This window comes from Streptomyces sp. 6-11-2 (assembly GCF_006540305.1).
Taxonomy (GTDB): domain Bacteria; phylum Actinomycetota; class Actinomycetes; order Streptomycetales; family Streptomycetaceae; genus Streptomyces.
In genome coordinates this window covers 6,906,765-6,925,840 of sequence record NZ_BJOR01000001.1, presented here as the reverse complement: position 1 = coordinate 6,925,840, position 19,076 = coordinate 6,906,765, and the positions used below count along the sequence as shown (strand labels likewise).

Annotated in this window: 16 protein-coding genes; 7 read left to right on the top strand and 9 right to left on the bottom strand. The window is 72.7% G+C overall.

Annotation, left to right across the window (positions count from 1 at the left end; genetic code table 11):
• Positions 1-40: 40 nt before the first annotated feature.
• Entirely contained in the window at positions 41-946 is a 906-nt protein-coding gene (locus TNCT6_RS31005) for a universal stress protein (RefSeq protein ID WP_141364279.1), read from the bottom strand.
• A 254-nt stretch (positions 947-1,200) separates the two neighbouring features.
• On the opposite strand from TNCT6_RS31005, the gene TNCT6_RS31000 reads away from it, so the two are divergent.
• The gene (locus tag TNCT6_RS31000) at positions 1,201-1,653 is read left to right on the top strand and encodes a universal stress protein (RefSeq protein WP_141364277.1); all 453 of its coding nucleotides are present in this window, start codon (positions 1,201-1,203) and stop codon (positions 1,651-1,653) included.
• A 204-nt stretch (positions 1,654-1,857) separates the two neighbouring features.
• On the opposite strand, the gene TNCT6_RS30995 is transcribed toward TNCT6_RS31000, so the two are convergent.
• A complete protein-coding gene (locus TNCT6_RS30995) occupies positions 1,858-3,579 on the bottom strand; it encodes a GAF domain-containing protein (RefSeq protein WP_373996214.1) in 1,722 nt (573 codons plus the stop codon).
• Positions 3,580-3,775: 196 nt separating this feature from the next.
• Here TNCT6_RS30995 and TNCT6_RS30990 point away from each other — a divergent pair, with 196 nt between their 5' ends.
• Positions 3,776-4,639, top strand: coding sequence for a universal stress protein (locus TNCT6_RS30990; protein WP_141364273.1), 864 nt, complete (start codon positions 3,776-3,778; stop codon positions 4,637-4,639).
• 19 nt (positions 4,640-4,658) lie between these two features.
• On the opposite strand, the gene TNCT6_RS30985 is transcribed toward TNCT6_RS30990, so the two are convergent.
• Together TNCT6_RS30985 and TNCT6_RS30980 are read right to left on the bottom strand one after the other, a co-directional pair.
• The gene (locus tag TNCT6_RS30985) at positions 4,659-5,687 is read right to left on the bottom strand and encodes a 6-phosphofructokinase (RefSeq protein ID WP_141364271.1); all 1,029 of its coding nucleotides are present in this window, start codon (positions 5,685-5,687) and stop codon (positions 4,659-4,661) included.
• Between the two features lie 156 nt (positions 5,688-5,843).
• Positions 5,844-6,377, bottom strand: a complete 534-nt coding sequence (locus TNCT6_RS30980) for a GNAT family N-acetyltransferase (protein WP_141364269.1) — start codon at positions 6,375-6,377, stop codon at positions 5,844-5,846.
• A gap of 240 nt (positions 6,378-6,617) precedes the next feature.
• Between TNCT6_RS30980 and TNCT6_RS30975 the strand changes: the two genes are divergently transcribed.
• Positions 6,618-7,760, top strand: coding sequence for a PP2C family protein-serine/threonine phosphatase (locus TNCT6_RS30975; protein WP_141364267.1), 1,143 nt, complete (start codon positions 6,618-6,620; stop codon positions 7,758-7,760).
• 5 nt (positions 7,761-7,765) lie between these two features.
• Here TNCT6_RS30975 and TNCT6_RS30970 read toward each other — a convergent pair whose 3' ends face one another.
• A complete protein-coding gene (locus tag TNCT6_RS30970; RefSeq protein ID WP_172633110.1) occupies positions 7,766-8,122 on the bottom strand; it encodes a DUF6343 family protein in 357 nt (118 codons plus the stop codon).
• A gap of 236 nt (positions 8,123-8,358) precedes the next feature.
• Here TNCT6_RS30970 and TNCT6_RS40155 point away from each other — a divergent pair, with 236 nt between their 5' ends.
• The 4 genes from TNCT6_RS40155 to TNCT6_RS30950 all read left to right on the top strand — a co-directional run bounded on the left by TNCT6_RS40155 (position 8,359) and on the right by TNCT6_RS30950 (position 10,454).
• Positions 8,359-8,712, top strand: coding sequence for a Tat pathway signal sequence domain protein (locus TNCT6_RS40155; RefSeq protein WP_172633109.1), 354 nt, complete (start codon positions 8,359-8,361; stop codon positions 8,710-8,712).
• Complete coding sequence (locus tag TNCT6_RS30960; protein ID WP_141364264.1) at positions 8,709-9,338, top strand: class F sortase; 630 nt, start codon at positions 8,709-8,711, stop codon at positions 9,336-9,338. Before TNCT6_RS40155 ends, TNCT6_RS30960 begins: the two co-directional genes overlap by 4 nt.
• A gap of 137 nt (positions 9,339-9,475) precedes the next feature.
• A complete protein-coding gene (locus TNCT6_RS30955) occupies positions 9,476-9,967 on the top strand; it encodes an RNA polymerase sigma factor (RefSeq protein WP_141364263.1) in 492 nt (163 codons plus the stop codon).
• On the top strand, positions 9,951-10,454 hold the full coding sequence (locus TNCT6_RS30950; protein ID WP_141364262.1) for a hypothetical protein: 504 nt from the start codon (positions 9,951-9,953) through the stop codon (positions 10,452-10,454). The genes TNCT6_RS30955 and TNCT6_RS30950 overlap by 17 nt, the downstream gene beginning before the upstream one ends.
• An 88-nt stretch (positions 10,455-10,542) precedes the next feature.
• Here TNCT6_RS30950 and TNCT6_RS30945 read toward each other — a convergent pair whose 3' ends face one another.
• From TNCT6_RS30945 to TNCT6_RS30930, 4 genes are all read right to left on the bottom strand, one after another.
• Positions 10,543-11,898 carry a beta-1,3-glucanase family protein gene (locus tag TNCT6_RS30945; protein ID WP_141364261.1) on the bottom strand — a complete coding sequence of 452 codons (1,356 nt, stop codon included), beginning with the start codon at positions 11,896-11,898 and terminating at the stop codon, positions 10,543-10,545.
• Between the two features lie 240 nt (positions 11,899-12,138).
• Positions 12,139-12,747, bottom strand: coding sequence for a LuxR C-terminal-related transcriptional regulator (locus TNCT6_RS30940; RefSeq protein WP_373996253.1), 609 nt, complete (start codon positions 12,745-12,747; stop codon positions 12,139-12,141).
• Positions 12,748-13,426: 679 nt separating this feature from the next.
• Positions 13,427-16,216, bottom strand: a complete 2,790-nt coding sequence (locus TNCT6_RS30935; RefSeq protein WP_141364259.1) for an AAA family ATPase — start codon at positions 16,214-16,216, stop codon at positions 13,427-13,429.
• Positions 16,217-16,221: 5 nt separating this feature from the next.
• Positions 16,222-19,008, bottom strand: a complete 2,787-nt coding sequence (locus TNCT6_RS30930; RefSeq protein WP_141364258.1) for an AAA family ATPase — start codon at positions 19,006-19,008, stop codon at positions 16,222-16,224.
• Positions 19,009-19,076 lie beyond the last annotated feature (68 nt).

Sequence of the window (19,076 nt, the reverse complement as noted above, 5' to 3'; positions counted from 1 at the left end):
GGGTCCTGTGGTGTTCGGTGGGCCGTGCTCGTGGTGCCGGTCAGGGGTGTGGGACGACCGCGACGGGGGCGGCGGCGTGGTGGAGGACGGCGTGGGTGACCTGCCCGATACGGGTACCCAGGAGGTTGCGGCGCTCGCGCCGGCCCACGACGACGAGGGATGCCTCGTGGGAGGCATCGACGAGCAGGTCGGCGGCCCCGCCGGGGCGGGAGCCCTCGGCGACCTCGACGTCCGGGTACTTCCGCCGCCAGGGGCACAGGGCCTCGGTCAGTCCGGCGGCCTCGGCCACCGCGGGCGACGTGAGCAGTTCGGCGTCGGCGGGCACGCCGTAGCCGTAGTACAGCGGCGGGTACCAGCCGTGCACGACGCGCAGCGAGGTACCGCGGCGGGCGGCCGCCTCGAAGGCGAACCGAATCAGGTCCTCGTCCGGGTGCGCGGTGTCCAGGCCCAGGACGACGGGCCGGAAGGCGGCCGCGGCGGAGGGAATGCCCGCGGGGTCCATCTCGTGCTCGTCGGCGGCCTGTTCCCTGGCCCGCACCAGGACGACAGGCCGCTCGGCGTGCGCCACGACGGACAGCCCGACCGAGCCGGCCAGGAAGCCGCCGACCCCGCCGAGGGCGCGCGAGCCCAGTACGAGCAGTTCGGCGTCGGCCGCCTCGTCGGTGAGGATCTCGGCGGGACGGCCGGGAAGGTGCCCGGTGCGCACCTCGACACCCGGATGGCGCAACCGCAGCCCCTCGGCGGCCTCGCGGGGCACCCGCTCGGTCCAGTGCCGATACGTCTCCGCGCCGAGCAGCGGTGCCTGCGCCAGGGGACCGGGCACCGGCTCCCACACATGGACGAGCCGCACCGGCAGCCCGAGCAGCTTCGCCTCCCGCGCCGCCCATTCGGCGGCTGCCCGGCTCTCGGGAGAACCGTCGAGACCGACGGTTACGGTGCGGGGCATGGTCTCCCACCTCCTGCGACGCTGCCGCGACGGGCACTTCGGTGATCCGTTGATCCGCTTCCGAGAATCGCCGCCATCCGGCGTGGTGGCCATGGGCCGCTGGTCCCGCACCAGGGCCGACCGGCCCCCTGACCGACCCGCACCGGGGGCCTCGCGCGGTGCCCGACCGCCGGGCGGAACGGTCCCTGGCTGGCACGGTCGCGTCGGGCCGGGCAGCGTGGACGTAGGGACAACGACTGCTCAGTGAGGTGGCCATGCAACCCTCCGAACCGCGACGCCGGGTGGTCGTGGGCGTGGACGGTTCACCGTCCTCCTGCGCGGCGCTGCGCTGGGCGGCGGAGTACGCCCGACTTGTCGGCGGCGTCGTGGAGGCGATCCACGCCTGGGACACCCCGTCGGCCGTCGGCTGGACCGGACCCGCGATCGATCCCGAGTTCGACCTGGAGCAGGCCCGAGAGCGCTTCGCGGAGGGACTGCGCAGCGTCTTCGCGGACGACCGCCCGGCGCACCTGGTGGAGTACCTGGTCGAGGGCGATCCGTCCGAAGTGCTGATCCGCGCCTCGGAGGGGGCGGACGTCCTCGTCGTGGGCAGCCGGGGCCGCGGCGGCTTCGCCCGCGCGATGCTGGGCTCGGTCAGCCAGCGCTGCGCCCAGCACGCGGCCTGCCCGGTGGTCGTGGTGCGCGCGGAGCACGAACGGCACGGCTGACCCGCCCCACGCGGCCCTGCCCGGGTCACAGGCCCGGTGAAGGCCCGGTCACGGCTCCGGTGGAGCCCCCGCCACCCCCACCGCGAAGAGCCACCACCCCGGTGAAGCCCCCGCCACCCCCACCGCGAAGCCCGAGCCACCACCCCGGTGAAGCCCCCGCCACCCCCACCCCAAACCCCCATCACTCCCCAGCTGAAACCCCCGTCACTCCGCCGGTGAAGGCCGCGGGGACTCCTCCGTGCTCACCGGCGCGTGCCAGACCAGCCTGGTGCCTCCGCCCTCGGGTGTGGTCCACTCCAGGCCGCCGCCCAGTCTGCGGGCCCGCTCGGCCATGTTGGCCAGCCCGCTGCGGCGCCCGTCGGCGGGAATCCCCACGCCGTTGTCGGCGACCGTCAGCCGCACGCTCCTGCCGTCGGTCTCCAGCGCCACCTCCGCACGGTCGGCGTGCGCGTGCCGGGCGACGTTCGTCAGCGCCTCCGACAGGACCGCCACCACCTCGTCCGCGGTCTCCCGGGACACATGGGTGTCCAGCAGCCCCTCCATCCGCACACCGGGCGCGAACCCCAGCACCGGCGCGGCCTCCCCGACCACCTGCACCGCCCGCGTCCGCAGTCCGGCGCCCGCCTCCTCGTCGTGCGCCCGCAGACCGAAGATCGTCGACCTGATGATCTTGATGGTCTCGTCCAGGTCGTCGACGGCCCGCAGCACCCGCTCCTTGGCGCCCGAATGGTCGATGAACCGGCCCGCGCTCTGCAACGTCATACCCGTCGCGAACAGCCGCTGTATCGCCAGGTCGTGCAGGTCCCTGGCGATCCGGTCACGGTCCTCGAGCAGCGTGATCTGCTCCGCGTCCCGCCGCCGTCCCGCGAGTTCCATCGCCACGGCGGCCTGCGCCGCGAATCCCTTCAGCAGCTCCAGCTCCTTGCCGGAGAAGTCGGTCCCGCCGGCCTCCCGCACGAGCAGGACCACGCCGCGCACATGATCGCCCGGATCGCCGACCGGCACCGCCACCGCGGGACCCAGGCCGGAAAACCGCGGCGGCCCCGCCGTCACCCGCGGGTCCCGCGTGATGTCCGGGCTGCTCACCGGTACGCCGCCGGCGAACGCCTCCCCGGTCAGCGTGCCCTGCACCGGCAGCACCAGTCCCCGGTGCGCATCCGCCTCCTGGCCGATCGCCAGCTCCACACTCAGCGTGCCGGTCCCCTTCACCGGCGTCGACATCGCCGCCAGCGCCGCCCCCGTGATCTCCCGCGCACGCTCGGCGATCAGCCCGAGGACCTCCGCCTGGTCGGCACCCGACATCAGGCTCTGCGTGATCTCCGCCATCGCCCGCAGCCAGCGCTCCCGCAGCCGCGACTCCTCGTAGAGCCGCGCGTTGTCGATCGCCACGCCCGCCGCCACGGCCAGCGTGGCCAGCACCGACTCGTCGTCCTCGTCGAACTCCAGCCCGCCGCGCTTCTCGGTCAGGTACAGGTTGCCGAAGACCTGTTCCCGCACCCGGATCGGTACGCCGAGGAACGTGTTCATCGGCGGATGGTGCTCCGGGAAGCCGTACGACGCCGGATGCTCCGACAGCTTCGCCAGCCGCAGCGGTTCCGGATGCCGGATCAGCTCCCCCAGGATCCCGTGCCCTTCGGGGTAGGCGCCGATCCGCCCGATCTGCTCCTCGCCCACACCGACCGTGTGGAACGCCGACAACCGCCTGCCGTCGGGACCGATCACGCCCAGCGCCGCGTACTCGGCGTCCACCAGCGTCGCCGCGGCGTCCACGATGCTGTACAGCACCTGCTCCAGGTCGAGCTCCCGGCCGACCGCGAGGACAGCCTCCAGCAGACTGTGCACCCGGTCGCGGGTACCCCGCGCCGCGTCCAGACGCGCCTGCAGCTCCCCCAGCAACTCGTCCAACCGCAACTGCGGCAGCCGCACACGGGCCTCCCCTGACTCCCCGGAACCACCCACCGGCGACCCTCCAAACCCCCGCGCACCACCGAAAGCCGTCTCGCCCACCTGCCAGCCACATTAACGGCCCCGGCAGGGGAGGGCACCGGGAGCCCGGCCGGTTCGGCTGGTGGCGCCGTCACGGCCCGTCCACAATGGTGCTTCGGCCGGCAGGGAGGACCGGATGACCCGATTCCTCGTGGCCGGGATCGACGCGTCCCGGGAGAGCCTCGTCGCGGGCGAGTGGGCGGCCGAGGAGGCGGCCCGCCGCGGTCTGGAGCTGCGTCTGGTGCACGCCGTGCCCGCTCCCGCCGATGACATCGTCGATCCGCCGGTCGCCCTCTCCTGGCAGCGGTCCGGCGAGGAGGTGCTGGGGCGCGCCGAGGCCGGTCTCGCCGCCGTGAGCCCCGGTGTGGCGATGAGCGGCGTGCAGGTGGCCGGCTCCGCTCCGGCCGCGTTGCTCTCCGCCGCCCGGACGGCCGAACTCCTCGTCGTCGGGGCCCGGGGGGACGGCGGATTCGACGACCTCGCGGTGGGCTCGACGGCGCTGGCGGTGGCGAGTGGCGCGCCCTGTCCCGTGGCGGTCGTGCCCCGGCCTCCCGCCACCGCCCTGCACGAGGCGGAGGTGGCCGTGGGTGTCGGCGACGTCCGCACGGCGGCCGGGTCCCCTCTGGACTTCGCCTTCGGCGCCGCTCGACTCGGTGAGGCCCGGTTGCGGGCCGTGCACGCGTGGTCCCTCGGCGGCGCCCCGATCTGGACCGCGCTCGCGGTACCCGAGGAGGACCGGGCGACGTGGGAGGACGAGGAGGTCCAGCGGCTGTCCGACGTGCTCCGGGAGCCGCGCGAGAGGTACCCGGACGTCTCCGTGCTGCCCGACGTCGTCCTGCTCCACCCGGCCTACGCGCTGGTGCACGCCTCGCGGCGGGCCGGCCTGCTCGTCGTCGGCCGGCGTGCGAGCCCGCGGGCGGCCGAGCAGCGGCTGGGTCCCGTGGCCCATGCCGTCCTGCACCACGCCCACTGCCCGGTGGTCGTCGTGCCCCACGGGTGACCGCACGTCAGACCGCAGGTCAGGTGCCGAAGAAGACGTCGAACTCCTCGTACAGCTCCATGGGGACCAGCTTGTTCGTGCCCGCCACGTCCGCGAGCGGGACGCGTACGACGTCCGTGCCGCGCAGGGCCACCATCGTGCCGAAGGCGCCGTCCCTGAGGGCCTCCACGGCGTGCAGACCGAAGCGGGTGGCGAGCCACCGGTCGTAGGCGGACGGCGTGCCGCCCCGCTGGACGTGGCCGAGCACCGTCGTACGCGCCTCCTTCTCGGTGCGGCTCTCCAGCTCCCGGGCCAGCCAGTCGCCGATGCCGGACAGGCGCACGTGCCCGAACTCGTCGCGCGACTCGTCCTTGACCACCATCTGCCCGGCCCGTGGGACCGCCCCCTCCGCCACGACGACGATCGGCGCGTAGTTGATCTCGAAACGCCTCTCCACCCAGGCGCACACCCGGTCGAGATCGAACTCCACCTCCGGGATGAGGATGGCGTTCGCGCCGCCCGCGACGCCCGCGTGCAGCGCGATCCACCCCGAGTGGCGCCCCATCACCTCGACGACCAGGGTGCGCTTGTGCGACTCCGCGGTGGTGTGCAGGCGGTCGATGGCCTCGGTCGCGATGCCGACCGCGGTGTCGAAGCCGAAGGTGTAGTCGGTGCCGCCCACGTCGTTGTCGATGGTCTTGGGCACGCCGACCAGGTCGACCCCCGCGTCGGACAGCGCGCTCGCGACGCTGAGCGTGTCCTCGCCGCCGATGACGACGAGGGCGTCGATCTCGTGCGCGCGGAGAGTCTCGCGGATGCGGTCGATGCCCCTGTCGAGCCGGAGCGGATTGGTGCGGGAGGAGCCGAGGATCGTGCCGCCGAGCGGAAGGATCCCGCGCACGGCCGCGACGTCCAGGGGACGGGTGACGTCCTTGACGGCACCGCCCCAGCCGTCCGCGATCCCGACGAACTCCCAGGCGTACTCCTGCGCACCCTTGCGTACGACACTGCGGATCACCGCATTCAGACCGGGGCAGTCACCGCCTCCGGTCAGCACTCCCACCCGCATGGTCTCTCCCTCGCAGCTCTCTCTCCCAGCTTGGACCCGCCGTCCGCGGGCCGCACGGCACGGCCCGCCGCGCCACGGCCTGCTGTTCCGCGTCCGGATCCGGTGCGGACGGTATGCGGTCGTCGACGAGCTGCACGGCTGTGACAGGGCGCCCTGTCACATGGGGAAGGACAGCAGGCGTACGGTTCCGTCCGGCCAGCCTGCCCGGTCGCGCAGGGGCGTGACCATGGTCCGCAGCGGCATCAGCACGGGCCCGTCGGGTTGCTCGACATGCACGTCCTGGTCCAGCGCTCGCCAGCCGAGCCGTTCGTAGAGGGGGACGAGGGGCCGTCGGCAGAAGAGAAGTCCGTGCTGCGGTCCCATCGTCCGTGCGTGGTCCAGGGCCGCCGCGACGACTTGGCGCGCCAGTCCGCGCCCCCGCACGTCCGGTGCGACGGCCACTCCGCCGACGCCCACCACCTCGGTGCTGTCACCGCCGATGGACACGGTCAGCCTGAGCAGGCCGGCATGCGCCACGAGACGGCCTCCCAGCCTGACGCCGAAGTGGTGGTCCTTCGGCAGCCAGGTGAGTCCTGTGTACGCGACGCCGAAGGGATCGGTGCCGGCACCGAGGATTTCCGTCTTCTCGGCCTCCGCGTAGTGCGTGAGCCGTACTACCGCCGGTGGCGGGGGATGGAGGTGATCAGCCATGGCGACATGATCCTGTTCATGCCGGCTCACGGCCAAGTGGGGCGTCCTCTTCAGCGTCTTCCGCTCACACCTTGTGCCAGTCCACCTTTCCCGCCACCCACCGTCCGGCCCACCATCCGGCATGTAGATTTTGTCACTACATGGTCCGATATAGGCCTTTTATGGATTCGAATGGGACCGGACCCATGACCCGGCGGCACCGGGCTGGCGCGGCGGCGTATGCCACAGAGTGAGGGCCATATGACGGACGTGGGAGCCAGCGGCGTCTTCGAGGGGGTGCGGGGGCATCCGAGGCGTGCCCTCGTGGCCTTGCCGTTCGTGCTGATCGCGGTGGTCTCCCTCACGGACGCGCTGACTCCGCCGTACGTGGAGCTCGGACCGCTGCTGATGGCGGCGCCCGCCATCAGCGCCGCGTTCGCCGGCCCCCGGCTCACGGCGCTGGTCAGCGTCCTGGCCGTGGGCTCCCGGCTCGCGGTGGCCTCGCTTCAGCACACGGTGGGGGAGGCGAGCCGAAACGGGGGAATCGCCGCGCTGGCCGCCGGCGCGATCGTGGTGGTCACCTTCACGGCCGTACGCGACCGGCACAGGCGCGTGCTGAGTCAGGTACGCTCCGTGTCCGAAACCGCGCAGAAGGTCCTGCTGCGGCCGCTGCCGGACCGTATCGGGCCGCTGACGGTCGCCTCGGTCTACCTCGCCGCCGAAGCCGAGGCACAGATCGGCGGTGACCTGTACGCCGCGGCGCGCACCCGCACCAGCACCCGGCTGCTCATCGGCGACGTCCGGGGCAAGGGGCTGGCGGCGGTCGGGGACGCCGCGATGCTGCTCGGGTCCTTCTACGGATTCGCCTACCGCCAGGCATCCCTCCCCGCCCTCGCGGCCCACCTGGACAGCAGCGTCGGATGGGATCCGCACGGCGGCGCAGACAACGGCGAGGAGCGCTTCATCACGGCGGTGCTCCTCGACTTCCCCGACCACGGCGGCTGCGTCCACGTGGTCAACTGCGGGCACCCTCCGCCGCTCAAACTGCATCGCGGCACGGTGGTGCCGCTCGACCGCAGCCCGTCGGCGCCGCCGCTCGGACTCGGCGAGTTCAACGGCGGCGAATACGTCCTCGACAAGTTCCCCTTCGGGGAGGACGACCTGCTGCTGCTCTACACCGACGGCGTTGTCGAGGCCCGCGACGAATCCGGCACCTTCTACCGGCTCACCGAACGTCTCGCCACCTGGGGCGAGCGCACGCCCGACGACCTGCTCCGGCGGCTGCGCCGCGACCTCCTCGCATACGTCGGGGGCCGGCTCACCGATGACGCGGCGGCCGTCGCGGTCATGTGCACGCCGCCATACCCGCACCCGTCCGTCGCGCCGGGCGCACAACGGGGGTAGCGGGATCACCCGGCCTCTCGACGTGTGGTCGAGGCGGCGCCTCGTTCACGCCTCAGCCGTCGCACGACGACCACCAGATCGATCACCGCAATGAGGGCGAGCACCCCGCACACCGCGGCGACGGTGGTCAGCGGGCCGGGCCCGGGGCTCTTCCCCGGCCCCGATTCGACCGCCCACACCGCGAAGTACGCGGTCGCCGCGGCGAAGATCGGGACGAACACGCCGGACAGAAGCAGGCGCAGTCCGAGCGGGCTCCGCGCGGTAACCGGTTCCGTGCCGGTCCGAGGGGAGCGGCGGCCGATCGTTCCGAAGTCCCTTCGGGTCGTCCGTTCCTCACGTCGACCCGGATTCGTTCCGCTCATGACGTCGTCCTCACGGTCTCGACAGCGTCGCCTTCCCGCATCCAGTGGCCCCGAGCGGTCGGAGTTTCCTGCTGCCCGGCACTGAAACGGCAGCCCCGGCCCCGGCGGCCGCCTGCCGGACGGCCCGCCACACGACTTTGCCATCCCTTTACAACCCGCTCCCGCCCTGCCTCGTCTCTCCGCTCGATCCACAACCGCCCGCCGACCGGCGGGCGCCGACGAAAGAAAGCGATCCGATGCGCCGAACCATCCTCACCGCCGCGGCAGTTGCCTGTACCGCCGTGCTGGCGGGAACCGCACCCGCCTTCGCCGACGGGGCCGCTCCCTCCCCGGTCCCCACCACGGCAGCGACCCCCTCCCCGGTCCCGACCAGGGCGGCCACCCCCGCTCCGGCCCCCGAACCGACCCGTGCCCCGGTCCATGACCAGGTCCGCGCGGTACCGGCGGGCGCGCCCGACACCGGTGTCACCACCCCCGCCCAGGAATCCGGCTCCCGGGACAACCTGATCGGCGGCGGCGCCGGCGTGGCGCTCGTCATGGCCGGCGGGGCCGTCCTCGTCGTCCGCCGCCGCCGGGCGACCGGGGCATGACGCCGCTCTCCAGGCGCGCGTTCGGCACCGCGGCACTGACCGCGCTGCTCGCGGGCTGCGGTGGTACCGGGAACGGCCGGTCCGCGACCGTCCACCCCACCGGCAACCGCGGCGGCACTCCGGACACCGGAGACGCCACGCCGGTCGTCGGCTCCCCGCGCCCCCTGCGGCGTTCGGTCCCGGTCCGGCTCCGGATCCCGGCCATCGGGGTCGACACCCCGCTGCTGAGCCTCGGTCTGGAACCGGACGGCACCGTGCAGGTCCCCCCGGTCACCGCACACGACCAGGCGGGCTGGTACCGGTACTCGCCCACACCGGGCCAGGTCGGACCGTCGGTCGTCCTCGGCCATGTCACGGTCGGTTCCTACGGCGACGGAGTCTTCCGCCACCTGGACCGGCTGCGGACCGGCGAGACGATCGACGCCCGCCTGGAGAACGGCACACAGGCGCAGTTCGCCGTCACTTCCACTCGGACGGTGGCCAAGGCACACTTCCCGGCCGACGACGTCTACGGGAACGTGGACCGCCCGGAGTTGCGGCTCATCACCTGCGGCGGCCCACGCGACGACGACGGCTACCGAGACAACGTGATCGTGTTCGCCGCCCTCAGTGCCACCCTCCGCTGACGGACCGACAGCCCACGACGGCGGCCGGGCCGGCGGAACGCGACACTGCCGGCCCGGCATCCTTCCCCGGGAGCCGCCACCCCGCCCGCGGCCCCGACACACTCGTGCCCGACTCGGCACCCCGACCCTGGAGAGCGTTGAAACGGTCCCGCGACAAGGCAGCGTCCGAACTGTTCGCCGCCCTGTACCCGCGCCTCGCCGGCTGGTGCCGCCGGCTCGTCGACGACGACGAGACGGCCCACGAGATCGCCTCCGAGGCGTTCACCCGCCTCTGGGCCCGCTGGACGTCCGTGGAGGAGCCCCGCGGGTTCCTCTACGTGACCGCGGCCAACATCGTCCGCGACCACTGGCGCAAGCAGGAACGCGAGCGCCGCGCCGTGCGCCGCGTCACCACCGAGGCCGCGCTCCGCCCCCACACCGAGCAGACGGATCCGTCGGTGCGCCTGCTCGTGCAGTCCCTGCCGGAACGACTGCGCGTCCCGATCCTCCTCCACTACTACGCTGACATGCCGATCTGGCAGGTGTCCGTGCTGACCGGACGCAAGGAAGGAACCGTCAAAGCCGACCTCCACGCCGCCCGAGAACTGCTCCGCGTCCACCTCAGGAGAAGCCTTGACCACTCGCTTTGACAACGACCCGGAGTTCGCGCCCGACGACCCGCTCACGGTGCTCCTGCGGCCCCCGGCCGGCCGTCTCGGGCCGCCGCCGGGCCGCTACGAGGCGATCCGTCGCGCGGCTGCCCGCCGCAAGCTGCTGCGGGCCACGGCCGGAGCCGCGCTGACCTGCGCTGTGGCCGCCATCGTCGTACTGCCGCTGCATCCGTCGGCCCCGTCCGCCCCCGTCACGCCCACGGTCCCCCTGGCCCCGCCGCCCCCGCCGCCCGCCTCGACCGCGCCGGCCCCCACCCCCACGACGGCACGGACCGCTCGCCCCTCGGACTTCGCCACCCCCCGCCCCCGTCAGGACACCGCCACCAGGAGGGCCCCCAGCGCACCGAACCGCACCGGGGCGGCCGGCACCCGCGGAACGGCCGGGCCCGACCCGGTCCGCACGGTTCCGGCCGCCCCGGAACGGTCCCGGGCCGTGCCCACACCTGAGGCATCAACTCCTCGCTGACGCCTGCCCGTTCACAGAGCGAGAGGCACGGAGAGAGGGTGTCCGCGGCCGTCTGTCGCGACGGCCCCGGACACCCTCTCATGGTCGGCTACCAGCCGACGGCCACCAGCAGCCACTGCGGGTTCCCGTGGGAGACGAAGGAGGACTGGCCCGCCACGTCGTCGTACGGGAAGCCGTAGGCGAGCCGGTTGATGGCGTTGTCGTGCCAGAACTGGGCGTAGTAGTTCGCGGGTGCCGCCTTGTAGTACTGGGCCGGATCGGACTGCTGGGAGGCCGGCAGCGTGGCGACGTGCCGGTTGAGGGCGGCGCACATGTCGGGGTTGCCGGCCAGGGAGGCGGCGCAGCCGAAGATGTCGGAGGTGGCGGCGTTGACGCCGACGGACTGGGCGTACGAGGTGAAGTAGTTGGCGTTCGCGCCGCCCGCGCGGAAGCTGGGGTCGCTGCCGGGGGCGATGATCCGGTACGGGGTCTGGGTCTGGGCCAGTACCTTGAACTGGTTCGGAACGGCGTTGGTGAAGCGCTGGAAGGTGGTGGCGCGGTCCTCGGCGAACGTCTGCCGGTTCTCGCCCACCTCGACGTCGTAGCCGTCCTTGGTGTGCAGGCGCATGGCGAGCTTCAGGCCGAAGGCGTCGACGCGGGTCGTGTTGCCGTTGAAGACGTTGTTGCCGACGGTGAACTCGATGAAGTCGTAGTAGGGGCCGCCCGGCGAGCCGAGGTAGAAGTACATGCGGCCCGCCGAGTTCGCCGGCATGTCCAGGTAGGGCTGCTCGGCGATGGAGTGGACCTGCCCGTTGAAGCTCCAGTACACCTGGCTGTCCGGGTACTTGCCGTTGGTACGGTTGAGGATCTTCACCTCGACGGCGTTCTTCGCGGCGGGTATGTCACTGGTGCCGCCCCAGAAGTCGTCCGGCGGGGTGGTGCCGCCGGGCCCGTAGACCTGGAACTCCCAGAGGGAGTAACCGTACGGGGTGGCTCGCTCGGTTCCGTTCACGCGCACATAGCGGCCGCTGCCCGTGACGGCGAGGTTCTGGATGCCGCCGGTGGCGGTGGTGGTGGAGTGGACCGTGGTCCAGGTGTTCGCGTCGGTGGAGGTCTGGATCTGGAAGGACTTGGCGTACGCGGCCTCCCAGTTGAGGGTGACGCGGGTGAGCTGCTGGACCGATCCGAGGTCCACCCGGAGCCACTGCGGGTCGGAGAAGGCGGAGGACCAGCGGGTGCCGGTGTTGCCGTCGACCGCGGCCGCGGCCGGGAAGGTGTCGTTCTCGACCGAGGACGCCACGGCGGGGCGCCCCTGGGACAGCAGTTGGTCCGCAGCGTGTGCGGACGACGGGGTCAGAGCGGCGAAGCAGGCGGCGAGCAGGACGACGACCAGGCCCAGCGCCGTACGGGAACGCGCGGCGATGGTTGCCGGTCTGCGGGTGAGTGCGCCGGAGAAGGTCTGCATACGGGTCTCCTCAAGCCGGTTCGGCGTGCGTGGGGGTGGAGCGGCAGCAGGCGTGAGAGCGCTCTCTCCGGGTTGTATCCCCACCGACGGCCGACGTCAACAACTGAATTTGAAATCCCGGGAGTTGACGATGCGTGCCTTCATTACTTGATGTGAGCCGCCGCGTGCGGGCCGAGGCATCCCCCGACCCGCACGAGCGGCCGACATGATCCGGCCCGGGGCAGGAACTCCCCCGTGCCGTCAGTCCTTGATGAAGTCCGGGACCACCTTCGGCGGCCAGACACCGACTTTGAGCACGCCCATGGAGTACGCGCGGGAGACCAGCGCCGCCCGGTTCGGCACACGGAGTTTCCGCAGCAGACAGGTCACGTGGTACTCGATGCCCTGCCGGCTCAGGTGCAGTCGTGAGGCGAGCGGGATCGTGGAGAGTCCGGAGGCTATGCCTTCGAGTATCCGGGCGTCGATCGGGCTCAGGAGCTTCTTGTTGCGTCCGCCGACAACCTCCGAGTCGGCCGATTCGTTCTGTGCGCTGGGCATCATGACCAGGATCGAGGATTCGTCCGGGAGACCGCCCCGCACCATGAGGGCCGTCAGGGGGACGGTGAACGTGGCGTCGTCCCGCCCCACCGCGATGACGTCGGTGGCGAAGCGATCACGCCGGCCCTCGATGAGACCGGTGAACTGCCGCATCAGCGGCTGCTGGACACTGGGGTGGACGAGATCGCTGAAGGTCCGGCCGCACAACTCCGCGGACGAGCCTCCGAACTGCCAGAAGAAGCCCTCGCTGGCCTGCTGGATGGTCAACGCCCGGTCGAGACGTGCCATGTTGAGGCGGCCCTCGTCGAGCATCGCGGTCTGCGGCGACCGGCCGCCCTCGTGGAGGTCGCGGACCTTCCCCTTCCCCGAGACAGCGCGGGTGGACGTGAACGAACTCGTCTCACGTCGTGAGTTGGTGACCTGCGGCATAATCGCCCTTCGTACGGTGGGGGGTGTACTCCGCGCGCGGTGGACCCGATCGGTTCGGGCCACGACAGGACGGCACGAGGGGCGCCCGGGCGCCCCTGCCTGGAGGGCGCACACCAGCGAATGTGGCGGCGGGCAGTGCCTCACGCATCTGACAACGTTGCCGGTCCGCGACCTCTCGTCGCCGTCACCGGACCGTCGGTCTGCGCAGCGGTTGGTACTCATGAGATGGGTGAACAGGTATCAGGTTCCAATGGCCTTCACGATCAGGAAACTCGCCGGCCCCTCCAGAACTTTCCCTTCTCCTCTCTCACGGAAGAGGAAAGCCGAGAGGGACGCGGTTTCCCTGACCGTTCAATTCGCCATTTACCACTGGAACCACACCTGGAACTCTAGAGAGCCAACGGTGACCGGGTCAACGTGAACCAGCCTGATCCCGCCGATTCTGTGGAGTTGCGGGGGAAGGTTCGGTCGGTCGCCCGGACACCGCACCCAAGGTTCGGTACGGTTACGAAGCAGCAGGTCAGAGGGCATTTTGACAGAAACGGGCGAACCGAATGCCCGTTCAGCCGGGAGCGTGCACGCCGGTTTCCTGGAGAACTGCGGCCAGCTCGCGCCTGCCCGTAATGCCGAGTTTACGATAGGAGTTTGTCAGATGCTTTTCCACAGCTCGGGCACTCACTTGGAGTTCAGCTGCAATTTCCTGATTGGTGAGCCCATTGACAACTAGTGATGCCACACGGCTCTCGGTACGGGTGAGTGCCGACCGTACGACCGGGACGGAGGGCCGGCCTTCCGCGCTGACCGGCCCGGCCAGCCAGGGAACGCCGCAGGACTCCGCCAGCTCACCGGCCTCGCGCAGCGCCTCCCGGGCCTCGGCACCGCCCCCCAGCACCCGCCCCAAGTCCCGTACGGCCATGAAGAGTTCCAGTTCGTTGGCGGAGTCGCGGAGTGTCGCCACGGCCTCCCGCAGCAGATCGACCCGGTCGTCCGCCCCGTCGGCGCGGGCGCGCAGCCGCAGTGCCCGGCCGATCGCCACCGGCGCTCCCCACTCCCTCGCCCGCGCGCACTCCTCCGCCGCCAGCGTCCGGGCCAGGTGATGGTCACCGAGCTGCTGGGAGAGGGAGATCGCCCAAGGGCGCCAGGGGAACAGAACGGGATTGCGCCACCCCGCGCACTCCAGCTGCCGACCGCATTCCATGGCCGTCTCCAGAGCCGTGTCGGCCTCGCCCGCCTGGGCCTGTTCCGCCATCCGGAGCAGGCTCAGCAGTGCGGCCGGTATCGGCGCGAGGGACCGGCCGGCCGCCTCGGCCACGATGCGTGAACCCAGTTGCACATCACGCGCCGACAGGGCCAGCGCGCCCAGCACACCGTAGACGAAGCAACGGCTCTCCTCCCCGATCGTGCCCGCCAGTTCGGCGATTCGTTCCGCCTGCTCCCGGGCCTGGGGCAGCCGGCCGCGCGCGATGTGGAACAGCGCGCGCCGCGCATGCCCCATGGCGTCGCCCCCGCCGTCGTCCCCGTACCCGCTCCGCGCCGCGGCGTTCAGCCAGGACTCGGCCGTCTGCAGGGCGTCGGCTCCCACCAGGGAGAACATCACCAACTGCATCACCGAGCCGCCGCCGGTGGCGGTCGCCGGTTCCCAGTCGAGGATGCCGAGGGCCTGCCGTACGATCTCCGACGCGTCTCCGTCGGCGCTGAGCGTCGCCGCGTGCAGCAGCACGGCCAGCAGTTCCCGGCCGCCGCGCGAGCGGACCGTGGGCTCCAGGACGCGCAGCCTGGCGACGGCGTCGGCGAGTTGGGCGTAGTCGTCGAGACCCGTGTACCGCAGCCTGGCTTCCAGGGACAGCGCCTCTTCGCCACCGGGGTCGTCGCGCGTGTACGGGTCCACGAGGTCCTCGGCGGCGCGCCTGAGCAGGGCGGCCCCCGACGGGGTCACGGGGCTGGTCACACAGGGCGAGAGACGCAGCACCGCGGCAGCGCGGTCACGGGCCGTGGGGAGCAGGGGCAGCGCCTGCGCGATGTGGGATTCGGCGGCCGGCGGATCGAAGGACAGCTCGACAGCTGCGAGTTCGACCAGCAGTTGGGCCCTCGTCCGGTCCTGCTCGACCGCTTCCAGCAGAGCCCGCCGCAGATACCGGGCCGCCAGTTCCGGACTCCCTTTGCGCCGTGCGGTGTCCGCCGCGCTGCGCAGCACCGGAACGGCCCAGGGGTACCGGGGCGTCGGAATCGCCATCAGCTGGGCGGCGACCTGCTCCGCCGGGAGCCCGGCGTCGTACAGGACCCCGGCGGCGGACTCCTGCCAGCGCTGCCGTTCGGCGGCGCTCATCGAGCATTCGACGGCCTCCCGTACGGACGGGTGAGCGAAGCACGCCTCGTCCTCCCCTGCCGTCAGCCCGAGTTGGTGCAGGACGCGCAGCGCCGTCGTGAAGCCGACGTCGTCGAGGCCCGCGAGGCGGCCGAGGAGTGCGGGCTCCTCGAGCCCGGCCAGCGTGGCGATCGCGGCCGCCGCGTCCCGGACCGGTTGCGGCTGGAGCAGCAGGCAGTTCATTAAGCGGTCGCGGAGCTGCGCGGGACGCCTCGCCTGCACGAGCCCGGTGCTCGCGGCGCTGGGCGGGCAGCCCGCGAGGGCGGCTTCGGACAGCACGGACAGAAGGAACAGCGGACGCCCCTGGGACATGTCGTGGCAGGCATGGACGAAGTCATCGTCGGCGGGTTCCCCCAGGCGCGCGCGCACGAGTTCCCCGGTGGCGGCCGGAGACAGGGGCACGGGACGCAGAATCCGGGCCGAGGCGCCCACCACCTCGTGCACCAGGGGGTCGCGTGAGCCCGGATCGCCGTCCCGCAGGGTGCACACGAGCAGCAGCCGCAACCCGTCCAGCCGCGGGGCGAGATGGGCGAGCCAGCGCAGCGACCACGAGTCCGCCCACTGAAGGTCGTCGATGAGGATCAGCAGGGGCGCCGTGGCGCTCAACTTGGCCAGCAGCGAGCGCAGATCGCGCAGAACCGTTCCATCCAAGGCGTCGGGGTCGGGCACCAGGTCGTCGCCGAGCACCCGCCGGGCGGCCCCCGCGTCGGCGAGCAGCCGTTCCCGGCCCGGCCCGGGTGCCGTGGTGAGCAGGCTGTCGAACAGCTGACGCACCACACCGCAGGCGAGGCCTTGTTCCGTCGACGCGGCGTTGGCCCGCAGCACATGCACCGCGCCCTCGTCGGCGCAGCGGGGCAGTTCGTTCAGCAGTGCCGAACGACCGATGCCCAGGGGGCCGGCCAGCACCATGTGGGAGGAGCGTCCCTCGGCGGCGGCGCGCAGCGCCTGTCGCACCGCGGCCAGCTCGGCACCTCTTTCGAGCAGCATCGCGTTCAGTGTCCTTCCATCGCGCGGACCAGTTCCCGCAGTTCCTGGCGCCCGTTGATGCGCAGCTTGCGGTAGACGCGGGCGAGCCGGAGTTCGACCGCACGGCTCGAGATCTCCAGCAGCGCGGCGATGTCCCGGTTGCTGCGGCCGCGGCCGGCGAGGAGCGCGGACTGCCGCTCGGCCTCCGAGAGGTCGCCCCAGCCCGGAACCGACACCGTGCCGGTGGCCGCTCCGGCCAGCGCACGGGCCCTGACCGCCATGGGGGCGGACGGATGGGCGGCGGTCAGCGCGCACAGTTCGGCGAGCGACAGGGCGGCCATCCGCCGGTCGCCGCCGCTCTCCGTCATCTCCAGGGCCGTGTACTCCGCCAGGACGCGGGCGTACTCGGGACCGGTCGGCGCCGAGCGCACCGCTCCCATGGCCGAGCGGATGCCCGCCAGGCGGTCCTCCCGCCCGGCCACCAGCACCCCGGTCAGCTTGGCCCAGGCGAGGGTGCTGCCCGCGCCCCAGCGCCGGGCGAGCGCCAGTTCCTGTTCGCTCAGTCGCCGGGCCTCGGCCGACTCACCCAGGGTGTGACAGGTCAGTGCCGTCAGCGAACGCCACGGCACCAGCGCGGGATTGAGGTGATGACGGCTCAGCAGCCGGCGGCCGCACTCCCGGAGCTGGTCGCGCGCCTCCACGGGGTTGCCGCCGCGCAGCGCGACCACTCCCCGCGCGAACAGCAGGCGAGGCCAGTGCTCGCTGTCCTCCGCGGCGGGCGGCAGGGGCATGGCGGCACGCTCACGTGCCGCGTCCCCGCGGCCGCTCTCCACGTCCACGACGATGCGTATGCCGTACAGATGGGGCAGGAGGGCGGCCGATCTGCCGAGCAGGCGCGCCCCTCGCTCGGCGGCCTCCAGGTCCCGCTCCGCCTGGGCGTGCCGGCCTCTGCGTACGTTGAGTTCGCCGCGCAGGGCGAGGATCTGGGGGGCGGCGAGCCGGAGCCGGCTGCCGTCGAGTGCGCCGAGCAGCCGGTTCAGGCCTGACTCCGCGTCGTCCAGCGCGTCCGTGAGGCACAGGGCCTTGCACGCCGCCAGGGCGGGCTGGACGAGCGGCCCGTCCGGCCGCTGCTCATCGGTGAGGGCGGCCTGGGCCAGGCTCCTGACCTCGTGCAGGCTCTCGCCGTACAGCGCGAGTTGCCAGGCGCGCACTGCGGCCTGCGCGCGTGTGGCCGGGCGCTGCGGCAGGGGTGGCACCGTGGGTACGGACGGTACGCCGTTTCCCTGGCCGGTCGGGTCGGCTGCCCAGAGAAGCGCGAGCAGATCGTCCCGTTCGGCGCCGGTCGCGACCGTCAGCGCGTCCGCGAGCGACCGGCGCACCACCTCGGTACCGCCCCCGGTGAGGCCGAGATCGGCGGCGTGCAGGCGCACGGCGGCGGGGTTCTCGGGCGTACGGATCAGCCGCTCGATCCGCAGGTCCCCGGCCTCGGGCTCGGTGACCAGGTGAACGGCGGCCAGTTCGAGGCCGAGGCGGGCGCGCTCGGCGGGATCCCGTTCCTCCTCCGCCGCCCGCGCGAGGAGTACGGCGGCGCGGTCGTGCTCGCCCTCCCGCACGGCGTGGTCCGCATCGCGGCGCAGTGTGTGGATCGCCCAGGCGGCCCCGGTCGGGCGCGCGGCGAGCAGCAGGTCGGCCACGGCCCGGTCCTCGGCCCCGGCGCGGTGGGCGAGTTCGGCGGCCCGAACATGCAGATCGGTCCGGTCGTCGGCCGTCATGTCCTCCAACACGCGGACCCGCAAAGCCGGTTCGACCATGAGACGGCCGTTGGGCAGGGCGCGGATGCCGGCCGTCCGGGCGAGGGCCGCCCGCAGCCGGTGTTCGTTGAGGGAGCCCGCGCGAGCGAGCGTGCGGACGAGGGGGAAGTCGAGCAGGTGCCCGCAGACCGCCAGCACCCGCACCACCTCGCCCGCTTCGGCGCCGAGTCCCCGTACGGCGCTCATCAGGTGGTCGCCGAGCACGGCGGTGCCGGCCCCCCGGAGGGCCGGCACCCGGGCCGCGGCCGGCCGGTGTCCGAGCGCGGCGAACCGCTGCAACAGGTCGTGCAGCACCGCGGGATGCCCACCGCTGATCCGGCCGGCCTCGGCCGTGAACGCCTCGTCCGCGGGTCCGCAGACCCGGGCCACCTCGGCGGCGACCTCGTCCGGGGGCAGCGGTGCCAGGGTCAGGTGATGGGCGACCGGGCCGGGTGCCGAGCCGAGTTCGCCCGGCCAGCCGGGGTCGGCCGCCGCCGCGTCGTCGCCGCCGCACACCACCGCGAGCGGTGCCCCGGCGGATCTGCGCAGCAGCGCCTGGAGCCAGTGCAGCGACTCCCGGTCGAGCCAGTGCGCGTCCTCGACGGCCAGGACGGTCGGACGCTCGCGCGCCGCGCGCAGCAGCCCGGCCAGCCCCGGAAAGGGCTCGCGCCGCGTCGGCCCCGGTGATGTCGCCCGTGTGCCGATCGGTGGGGTGTCGAGCGGTTCGAGCAGCTGCGTGACCACTCCGTACGGCAGTTCGGACTCCGACAGCGCCGCTCGGGCGCGCAGCACCCGATGGCCCGACCCGCGGGCCCGGTCGGCGGCCCGGCGCACCAGAGCGGACTGGCCCAGCCCGCTTCTGCCCGACAGCGTGACGAGCACCGGTCCCGAGGTGTCGAGCCCGTCGACGACCGCTGCCACCACGGCCCGCTCCCGTGCCCGGACGCGGGACGGCGGGTCCTCGGCGGCCGCCGCCGACCGCGCCTGATACTGCGGCTGGTGAGAGGGGGTTGACCCCGTCATCCGTCACTCACCCTGTCTTCCTGCCCCCGTTCGTGTTGTGCGGCGTGTGAGTCCCCGACAGGTCGGAC

Excerpts from the sequence above, each read along its gene's own strand:
- TNCT6_RS30945 (WP_141364261.1), bottom strand. The coding sequence starts at position 11,898 with ATGCAGACCTTCTCCGGCGCACTCACCCGCAGACCGGCAACCATCGCC.
- TNCT6_RS30990 (WP_141364273.1), top strand. The coding sequence starts at position 3,776 with ATGACCCGATTCCTCGTGGCCGGGATCGACGCGTCCCGGGAGAGCCTC.
- TNCT6_RS30935 (WP_141364259.1), bottom strand. The coding sequence starts at position 16,216 with ATGCTGCTCGAAAGAGGTGCCGAGCTGGCCGCGGTGCGACAGGCGCTG.
- TNCT6_RS30980 (WP_141364269.1), bottom strand. The coding sequence starts at position 6,377 with ATGGCTGATCACCTCCATCCCCCGCCACCGGCGGTAGTACGGCTCACG.
- TNCT6_RS30975 (WP_141364267.1), top strand. The coding sequence starts at position 6,618 with ATGACGGACGTGGGAGCCAGCGGCGTCTTCGAGGGGGTGCGGGGGCAT.
- TNCT6_RS30930 (WP_141364258.1), bottom strand. The coding sequence starts at position 19,008 with ATGACGGGGTCAACCCCCTCTCACCAGCCGCAGTATCAGGCGCGGTCG.
- TNCT6_RS31005 (WP_141364279.1), bottom strand. The coding sequence starts at position 946 with ATGCCCCGCACCGTAACCGTCGGTCTCGACGGTTCTCCCGAGAGCCGG.
- TNCT6_RS31000 (WP_141364277.1), top strand. The coding sequence starts at position 1,201 with ATGCAACCCTCCGAACCGCGACGCCGGGTGGTCGTGGGCGTGGACGGT.
- TNCT6_RS30960 (WP_141364264.1), top strand. The coding sequence starts at position 8,709 with ATGACGCCGCTCTCCAGGCGCGCGTTCGGCACCGCGGCACTGACCGCG.
- TNCT6_RS30985 (WP_141364271.1), bottom strand. The coding sequence starts at position 5,687 with ATGCGGGTGGGAGTGCTGACCGGAGGCGGTGACTGCCCCGGTCTGAAT.
- TNCT6_RS40155 (WP_172633109.1), top strand. The coding sequence starts at position 8,359 with ATGCGCCGAACCATCCTCACCGCCGCGGCAGTTGCCTGTACCGCCGTG.
- TNCT6_RS30970 (WP_172633110.1), bottom strand. The coding sequence starts at position 8,122 with ATGAGCGGAACGAATCCGGGTCGACGTGAGGAACGGACGACCCGAAGG.
- TNCT6_RS30940 (WP_373996253.1), bottom strand. The coding sequence starts at position 12,747 with ATGCTCGACGAGGGCCGCCTCAACATGGCACGTCTCGACCGGGCGTTG.